Origin of the sequence: Streptomyces sp. NPDC059455 (genome assembly GCF_042750115.1) — a bacterium.
GTDB classification, from domain to species: Bacteria; Actinomycetota; Actinomycetes; order Streptomycetales; family Streptomycetaceae; genus Streptomyces; species Streptomyces endocoffeicus.
Genome location: NZ_JBHYVB010000044.1, coordinates 3496 through 11033, shown reverse-complemented (window position 1 = coordinate 11033; position 7538 = coordinate 3496). Strand labels below are relative to the sequence as shown.

The 7538-nt window shown below is 73.4% G+C and carries 7 protein-coding genes and 1 pseudogene; 5 read left to right on the top strand and 3 right to left on the bottom strand.

What is annotated here, in order from left to right; genetic code table 11:
- Positions 1 to 523 (top strand): DNA glycosylase AlkZ-like family protein (locus ACFXB5_RS18010; protein WP_385208606.1); only part of this gene is annotated, 523 nt, incomplete at its 5' end.
- A gap of 23 nt (positions 524 to 546) precedes the next feature.
- On the opposite strand, the gene ACFXB5_RS18005 is transcribed toward ACFXB5_RS18010, so the two are convergent.
- Both ACFXB5_RS18005 and ACFXB5_RS18000 read right to left on the bottom strand, forming a co-directional pair.
- Positions 547 to 1728 carry an acyltransferase family protein gene (locus ACFXB5_RS18005; protein WP_385208728.1) on the bottom strand — a complete coding sequence of 394 codons (1182 nt, stop codon included), beginning with the start codon at positions 1726 to 1728 and terminating at the stop codon, positions 547 to 549.
- Between the two features lie 132 nt (positions 1729 to 1860).
- On the bottom strand, positions 1861 to 2766 hold the full coding sequence (locus tag ACFXB5_RS18000; protein WP_385208604.1) for an MBL fold metallo-hydrolase: 906 nt from the start codon (positions 2764 to 2766) through the stop codon (positions 1861 to 1863).
- A 101-nt stretch (positions 2767 to 2867) separates the two neighbouring features.
- On the opposite strand from ACFXB5_RS18000, the gene ACFXB5_RS17995 reads away from it, so the two are divergent.
- The 3 genes and pseudogenes from ACFXB5_RS17995 to ACFXB5_RS17985 all read left to right on the top strand — a co-directional run bounded on the left by ACFXB5_RS17995 (position 2868) and on the right by ACFXB5_RS17985 (position 5206).
- Positions 2868 to 3077 (top strand): hypothetical protein, encoded by a 210-nt coding sequence (locus ACFXB5_RS17995; protein WP_201852173.1) that lies wholly within the window; start codon positions 2868 to 2870, stop codon positions 3075 to 3077.
- A pseudogene (locus ACFXB5_RS17990) lies at positions 3064 to 4566 on the top strand (amidase). Before ACFXB5_RS17995 ends, ACFXB5_RS17990 begins: the two are co-directional and overlap by 14 nt.
- 70 nt (positions 4567 to 4636) lie before the next feature.
- Positions 4637 to 5206, top strand: a complete 570-nt coding sequence (locus ACFXB5_RS17985) for a TetR/AcrR family transcriptional regulator (RefSeq protein WP_385208600.1) — start codon at positions 4637 to 4639, stop codon at positions 5204 to 5206.
- 25 nt (positions 5207 to 5231) lie between these two features.
- Here ACFXB5_RS17985 and ACFXB5_RS17980 read toward each other — a convergent pair whose 3' ends face one another.
- Positions 5232 to 6452: a cysteine desulfurase-like protein gene (locus tag ACFXB5_RS17980; protein WP_385208597.1), complete on the bottom strand. Its 1221-nt coding sequence runs from the start codon at positions 6450 to 6452 to the stop codon at positions 5232 to 5234.
- A gap of 326 nt (positions 6453 to 6778) precedes the next feature.
- Here ACFXB5_RS17980 and ACFXB5_RS17975 point away from each other — a divergent pair.
- On the top strand, positions 6779 to 7538 hold a 760-nt coding region (locus tag ACFXB5_RS17975), incomplete at its 3' end, for an AI-2E family transporter (RefSeq protein WP_385208594.1).

Below are 7538 nucleotides of genomic sequence, written 5' to 3'. Positions count from 1 at the left end.
GTCGACGATCCCCGACTGGAGCGTCAAGGAGAACGTGACGCTACCCCGGGTCGCGGGCGCCCCCGGCGCGCGCCGGGGGGGGGGGCGGCGGGGGACTCTGGGAGCCGACCCGCGCGCCCCGCGCGGGGGGGGGGCGCCTATCGGGGTGGACGTGCACCCTACCGGCTTGCCCGGCGGCCGGGAGCTGTTCGACCTCCCCGGCGCGCCACGTCCCGACCCCGACACACCGGCGCCGGTGCGGTTCCTGCCCGCGTTCGACAACGCGATCCTCGGGTACCACGACCGCGGCCGGATCATCGACGACGCCCACCGCGGCCTTTCGGTGGCCGGGGAACGCGTGGTGCTGGTGGACGGCCGTGTCGCCGCGACCTGGAGGGTCGACGCCGCCACCGTGGTGGTCACCCCGCTGGGCCGCCTCTCCTCGGCCGACCGCACCGCCGTCGGGGAGGAGGGCCGGGAACTGGCGTCGTTCCTCTCCGACGGCGAAAGCCACCGCGTACGCGTCGCCACGTCGTCAGGCTGAGCGATGCGCACGGGCCGCCTGAGTCAGGGCGCGGGGTCCTGCTGGCGCAGCGGTGTGGTCTGGTCGCCGGGCGCGGGGCCGGCGGTCGGTACGGGACGGCCACGGGGGCGGGCGAAGTGGCGCATCATCGGCACCTCGACGCCGCGCCACAGCAGCAGCGACACCGCCACGCAGAACGCCGACACCACCACGGACAACAGTGCGGCGGTCACCGTGTCGAACGTCCGCCGGTCCAGCAGCACCCGGATCTCGTACAGCAGCGGGAAGTGGACCATGTACAGCGCGAAGGACGCCTCGCCCAGCAACACCGGGCCACGGCGCCCGAGCAGGCTCTCCCGCCCTTCGATATCGCGGGTGGCGATGGCCGGGATGAGGGCGGCCATCGGCAGACAGGTCGCGGCTCCCCACAGGTACTCCTCGGGCAGTTCCGTCCGCGCCGCGAAGACTCCCGCCAGGGCGAGCAGCGGCCACCGCGGACGCAGCGTCGGCCAGCGGTCGAGCTGGACCGCCCGCGCGAGCACCAGTCCGAGGATGAACTCCAGCAGCCGCACCGGCGGGAAGAAGTAGATCAGCCACCAGCGCTGCGTCGAGAGCGGCGACCAACCCCCGCGCGCCGCCTCGTCGGTGACGGCCATCGCCACCAGCGGCATCGTCACCACCAGCCCCGCCACCAGGGCGATCACCGGCCAGAGCAACCGTTCCGGGAGCGCGCGCACCGGCCGGATCAGCAGGGGGAAGAGGAGGTAGAAGAACGCCTCGCAGGAGATGGACCAGGTCACCGGATTGACACTGCTGAAATCGGCCATGTCCGGCACCCAGGCGTGCACCAGCAGCAGATTCCGGACCGCCTCCCCCAGCCCCGGGTCCGGCACCGGGAGCAACGCGGCGGTGCCCGTCGCCATGAGCAGGCCCAGCATCAGTGACCAGGTCACCATATGGTTGGGGAAGATCTTCACCAGCCGGCGGCGCCAGAACCGGACCGCGGTGTCGGCCGGAGAGGCGTTCCACGCCAGTACGAAACCGCTGAGCAGGAAGAACGAGGAGACCGCCGCCGCGCTCGCCATGGACGAGGCGTCGGCGGCCTCATAGACCCCCTGGTCCTCGAAGAATCTGCCCAGCGTCAGCACATGGCCCGCCAACACCACACCGGCCAGCAGAAAGCGAAGCCCCGTCAACGACGGCAGCCGATCGCCACGCGGCAACACACCGGCCAAGGGAGACCCCTTCCCATACGGAACAGCCACAGCACCCACGAGCCTGCCCGTCGCACCGCCCCGGCCCCAATACCGCCCCCACGGGAACATCCAGGCGAACACCACCACCCGCGGAGGGGCGCGTCAGCGCGCGCCCGGGAGCACGGGCGAGAGCCGGTAGGCGTTCTCGTGGGTGATCACATGACCGGCGGTGGGCGGCGGGAAGTGGGTGCCCAGCAGAAGGGTGCCCGTGTCGGCGAGGGCGCCGAAGAGCTTGTGGCGGGTGGCCTCGGACTGCTCGGGGGCGATGTCGACACACGAGCCGATGGCGGGGTGGGCGAGCTGGACGGGGTGGTGGACGCAGTCGCCCGTGATCAGTGCCCGCTCGTCGCGGCTGTCGAGCTGGAGGGCGATATGGCCGGGGGTGTGCCCGGGGGTGGGGATCAGCCGCAGTCCGGGGATGACCTCTGTGCCCTCGTCCGGGACGTCGACCAGATCGAGCCGTCCGGCGTCCTCGACCGGGATCACGGAGTCGAGGAACATCTGGGTGCGCGGCTCGTCCATGTCGTAGGTCGCCCAGAACTCCCGCTCGGTGCGGGAGGTGAGGTAGCGCGCGTGCGGAAAGGTGGGCACCCACGCACCGTCCACCTCATGGGTGTTCCAGCCGACGTGATCGGTGTGCAGATGGGTGAGGATCACCAGGTCGATGGATTCCCGGGGGAACCCGGCGGCGGCCAGGCGCTCCAGGTAGTCGGTCCGCAGACCGTGCCAGGCCGGGTTGGCCCGCGTCTTGCCGTTGCCGATGCCGGTGTCGACCAGGACCCGCGCCCCGCCCACCTCGAAGGCGAAGCTGTGGCTCGCGATGCGCAGGGTGCCGTCCTGGTCGGCGAAGTCGGGGCGCAGCCAGTCCTGTCGCGAGACCACGTCCGCGGTGGCGTCGGGCAGCAGCCACGGCCCGGTCCGCGGCGGCAGGAGCACCTCGTCGATGCGGTGGACGGCGATGTCGCCCACGGTCCAGAAGGGGATGTCGATGGCCTGGGGTGTGTGCATGGCCCGCTCTCTCTAAACGCAATCCGTTTGCCTTAAGGCACGGTAGGCCCTACAGTCGACTAACGCAAACAGTTAGCTTTTATCTTGATGAGGGAGACGCCTTGTCCGCCGCAGAACTCACCCCTCCGGAGGCGGCCCACTGGGCCGCACGCGCCGGGCTCCCGCTGCCGGCCGAGCGTCACGCCGCCGCGGCGGCCACCGCCAACCACATCCACGCCGTCGTCGCCGTCCTGCGCGAGCTGGACTTCGGCGACACCCCGCCCGCCCCCGCCTACCGCGCCGGAGAGGAGCGGCACGATGCGGCCGTATGAGCTGTCCCTCACCGCGGCCGCCGACGCGATCCGGACCGGGCGGCTGTCCCCCGTCGAGCTGGTGGACTCCGTCCTGGACCGCGTCGAGCGGCTGGAACCCCAGCTGAACGCCTACGCCACGGTGACGGCGGAGCAGGCGCGCCGGGCGGCGCGCGAGGCCGCGGACGACGCCGCGGCCGGCCGCCTCCGCGGCCCGCTGCACGGCATCCCGATGGGCCTGAAGGACCTGATCGACGTCGCGGGTGTGGCCACCACCGCGAGCTCCCGGGTCCGCGCCGACCACCGCGCCCAGGCGGACAGCACGGTCGCCGCCCGACTCAGCGCGTCCGGCGCGGTCCTGGTCGGCAAGACCCACACCCATGAGTTCGCCTACGGGTTGACCACTCCGCAGACCCGCAACGCCTGGGACACCGGCCGGGTCGCGGGCGGCTCCAGCGGCGGATCCGCCGTGGCCGTCGCCGCGGGCACCGCGGCCTTCGCCCTGGGCACCGACACCGGCGGATCCATCCGCGTCCCCGCCGCGCTCAACGGAGTCGTCGGACTCAAGCCGACGTACGGCCTCGTCCCCCGTCACGGCGTCACCTCCCTGTCGTGGTCGCTGGACCACGTCGGCCCCCTCACCCGCACCGTCGAGGACCAGGCCCTGGTCCTGGCGGTCCTGACCGGGCACGACCCCCGCGACCCCGCCTCCCTGGCCGTCCCCGCGCGGGACTACCGGCCGGACACGGCCGAGGATCTGACGGGACTGCGCGTCGGCGTGCCGCGCAACTACTACTTCGAGCACGTCGACACGCAGGTGGAGGCCGCGGTCCGGCGGGCCGTCGACCGGCTGGAGGCCCTCGGCGCCCGCCTCGTCGAGGTCGAGATCCCCATGACCCGCTATATCCAGGCCACTCAGTGGGGCCTGATGGTGCCGGAGGCCACCGCCTACCACGAGCGCACCCTGCGCGCGGCACCGGAGCTGTACCAGGCGGATGTGCGCATCCTGCTGGAGGCGGGCGAGCTGATGCCCGCCGGGGACTATCTGCGCGCCCAGCGCTCCCGGACGCTGATGCGGCGCGAGTGGGCGCGCATGCTGGAGGACGTCGACGTGATCGCCGCCCCGACGGTCCCGGCGACCGCGGTGGCCGGCGGGCCCGGGACGAAAAACCATGGCGGCCGGCCCCGACCGGGCCGGGGCCGACGCCAAGTTGGGCCGGCGCGCCCCCCCCCCCCCACCCCCGGGGCCGGGGGCGGGCGCCCGGGCTTGTAGCGCTCCCGGGCCGGGGCGGCCACGGTCGAGGCCGTCTCCGACGCCTATGTGCGCCTCTCGGCCCCCGCCAACCTCACCGGGGTGCCGTCGCTGTCCGTCCCGGTCGGCCACGACACGGCGGGCCTGCCGATCGGCATGCAGCTGCTCGGGCGTCCGCTCGGGGAGAGCGCGCTCCTGCGGGTCGGTCACGCCTACGAGCGGACGCGGCCCGCCCGCGAGCCGGCGCAAGCGGCCTGACGCGTCCACTGAGCGACCCCGGGGCGCACCGCCTCCCCAGAAGCAACAGATTTGCTTTAAGGTGGGATGAATGAGCAAGCAGATGGTGCGCCCCGGGGGGCGCAGCGCCCGGGTCCAGGCATCGGTGCACACCGCCGTGCGCGAGCTCGAGGCGGAGGTGGGCCGCGACGCTCTCACGGTGCCGCTGATCGCCCAGCGCGCGGGCGTCACCCCCTCCACGATCTACCGCCGCTGGGGAGACCTCACCCAACTGCTGTCGGACGTGGCGGTCGAGCGCCTGCGGCCCGAGACCACGCCCCAGGACCACGGCGGTCTGGAGTCCGATCTGACGGCCTGGGCCGAGCAGTTCCTCGACGAGATGGCCTCCCCGGCCGGACGTGCCTACATCCGCGACGCCCTGCTCGGCGACCCGGACGGCAGCAACGCCGGCCAGTGCTCGGCCTACGCCGCCGACCAGGTCGATGTCATCCTGACCCGCGCGGCCGAACGTGGGGAGGGCACTCCCGGCGTCGAGACGGTCGTCGACCACGTCGTGGCGCCCCTGATGTACCGCATCCTCTTCCGCCCCGCCGGGCTGGACGCCGCGCATGCCCGCGGACTCGTGGCGGGGCTCCTCGAAGGGAACGCCGCCGAGAAGTGAGACCGGCCGATGAGCGCCGGGCGAGTCAGCCGCGCGGGGCCGGAGTGCGCAGGAAGTCCGAGAGCGCCTCCAGCAGCCGGTCCACGTCCTCGGTGCTGGTGTAGGGGGCCAGGCCGATGCGCAGTCCCCCGGTGTCGCCCAGGCCCAGCCTGCGGGATGCCTCCAGCGCGTAGAACGAACCGGAGGGGGCGTCGACGCCACGGCCGGCGAGGTAGCGGTAGGCGTCGGTGGTGTCACGGCCGTCGATGGTCAGCAGCACGGTCGGGGTGCGGTCCGCGGCCCGGGAGTGGATGGTGAGCGGGTCGAGGGCGGCCAGCCCCTCGTCGACGCGCCCGCGCAGCGTGGCCTCATGCTCTTCGAGGGCCGCGAACGACGAGGCCAGCCGCTCCCTGCGGCTGCCTTCGGCGCCGGGGTCGAGAGTGGCGAGGAAGTCGACGGCGGCGCGGGTCCCGGCGAGGAATTCATAGGGCAGGGTGCCGAATTCGAAGCGCTCGGGGACGGCGTTCGTCGAGGGGAGCAGCTTGTCCGGGGTCAGGGTCTCCAGGAGCTCGGGGCCGCCTGCCAGCACGCCGAGGTGGGGGCCGAGGAACTTGTAGGGGGAGCAGACGAAGAAGTCCGCTCCGAGCCGCCGGATGTCGACATGGGCGTGGGCGGCGTAGTGCACGCCGTCGACGTGGAGCAGCGCCCCGGCCGCGTGCACCCGCCGGGAGATCTCCGGGATGTCCGGGCGGGTGCCGATCAGGTTCGAGGCGGCGGTGACCGCCACCAGCCGGGTGCGGTCACCGAGCTGGGCACTGATGTCATCGGGGGTCAGCTCGCCGGTGGCGGGGTCGAAGTCGGCCCAGCGCACGGTGGCCCCGGCGGCCTCGGCGGCCTGGACCCAGGGGCGGATGTTGGAGTCGTGGTCCAGCCGGGACACCACCACCTCGTCGCCCGGTGACCAGGTCTTGGCGAGGGTGCGGGAGAAGTCGTAGATGAGGGCGGTGGCGCTGCGCCCGAAGACGATCCCGGCCGGGTCGGCGCCGAGCAGATCGGCCATGGCCTGCCGGGCCGACTGGACCAGGGCCTCGGCGTTGCGCTCCCCCGCGGTGAGGTGGCCGCGGTTGGCCAGGGGGTTGGCCAGCGCGTCGGAGACGGCCTCGATGACGGGGAGCGGGGTCTGGGTGCCTCCCGGGCCGTCGAAGTGGGCCGACCCGGCCTTCAGCGCGGGGAACTGTGCGCGGATGGCGGTGATGTCGTATGTCACGAGCGGCTCCTTGCAGAGTGCCTTGGCGAGCGGGTGACCAGGGCGATCTTAGGCGGGCGCGGGTGCGGAACGGCAGGGGGCGAGGATGGCCGCCGCGCCGGGGAGAGGACTGCCCCCACGCCGCGGAGAGGACGGGCCGCCGCGCCGGGGAGAGGTGTCCGGCGCCCGGACGGCCACCCTGATTGAATCTATGCGTATGAGGATGAATCACCATTCTCTTCCGCCGCGCAGGACCGGACGCAGAAGGCGGTGGCGCCGACGTGAGCAGCGACTCTCCTCCCCCGCCCGAGCGACCGGGAGGGCGGGGCGTACGCCCTCGGCGTGGCATGACCGGCGGATCGGCGGGGCGGGCCTCGCGGGCGGTGGCGCGGGCCCGCCGCTCCGGCTCCGCGGCCCTGACGGCGGCGGTGCGCCGGGCGGGGGACGAGAACGGACGGGTCCATCCCGGGCTACGGCTGGCCGCCGCGTACGCATGGCGTCTGATGGTCGTCGGGGTGGCCGTCTATCTGGCGTTCACGGTGCTGGGGCGGTTCGAGCTCGTCGCGATCGCGGTGTTCCTGGCGCTGGTGGCCACCGCCTTGCTGCGCCCGCTGGCCGATCTGCTGGCACGGGTGTGTCCCAGGCCGCTTGCGGTGGCGCTGGCGGTGTTCGGCACACTGTTCGCGGTGCTGGGGCTGCTGGCGCTGGTGGGGACCGCGGCGGCCGCGGAGGCGGGCCGGCTGGTGGGTGAGCTGCGCGGCGGGATCGGGCGGATCGAGCGGTGGCTGGAGGGGCCGCCGTTCCATGTGCGGCACGGTGCGCTGTCGGGGGTCCACGACAAGGTCACCGCCTTTGTGTCACAGCATCGCGCGGCGCTGATCAGCAGGGCGCTCAGCAGTGCGGGGCGGGTCGTGGAGGCGGGCACGGCGGCGTTCCTGGCCCTGTTCTGTTCGATCTTCTTCATCCATTCCGGCGACCGGATGTGGCAGTGGTTCCGGGGCCAGCTCCCCGAGCGCGGGGGGGGGCCCCGGGGCGCTCCGGGTCGCGAGGTCCGGCGACACCCACCGCGGGGTCGACCGGGGCGGCTCCGGGCTGTGCGTCTCGCAC

Bases quoted from the DNA above. Each gene is read 5' to 3' on its own strand.
- ACFXB5_RS18000 (WP_385208604.1), bottom strand. From the start codon at position 2,766: ATGCACACACCCCAGGCCATCGACATCCCCTTCTGGACCGTGGGCGAC.
- ACFXB5_RS17985 (WP_385208600.1), top strand. From the start codon at position 4,637: ATGAGCAAGCAGATGGTGCGCCCCGGGGGGCGCAGCGCCCGGGTCCAG.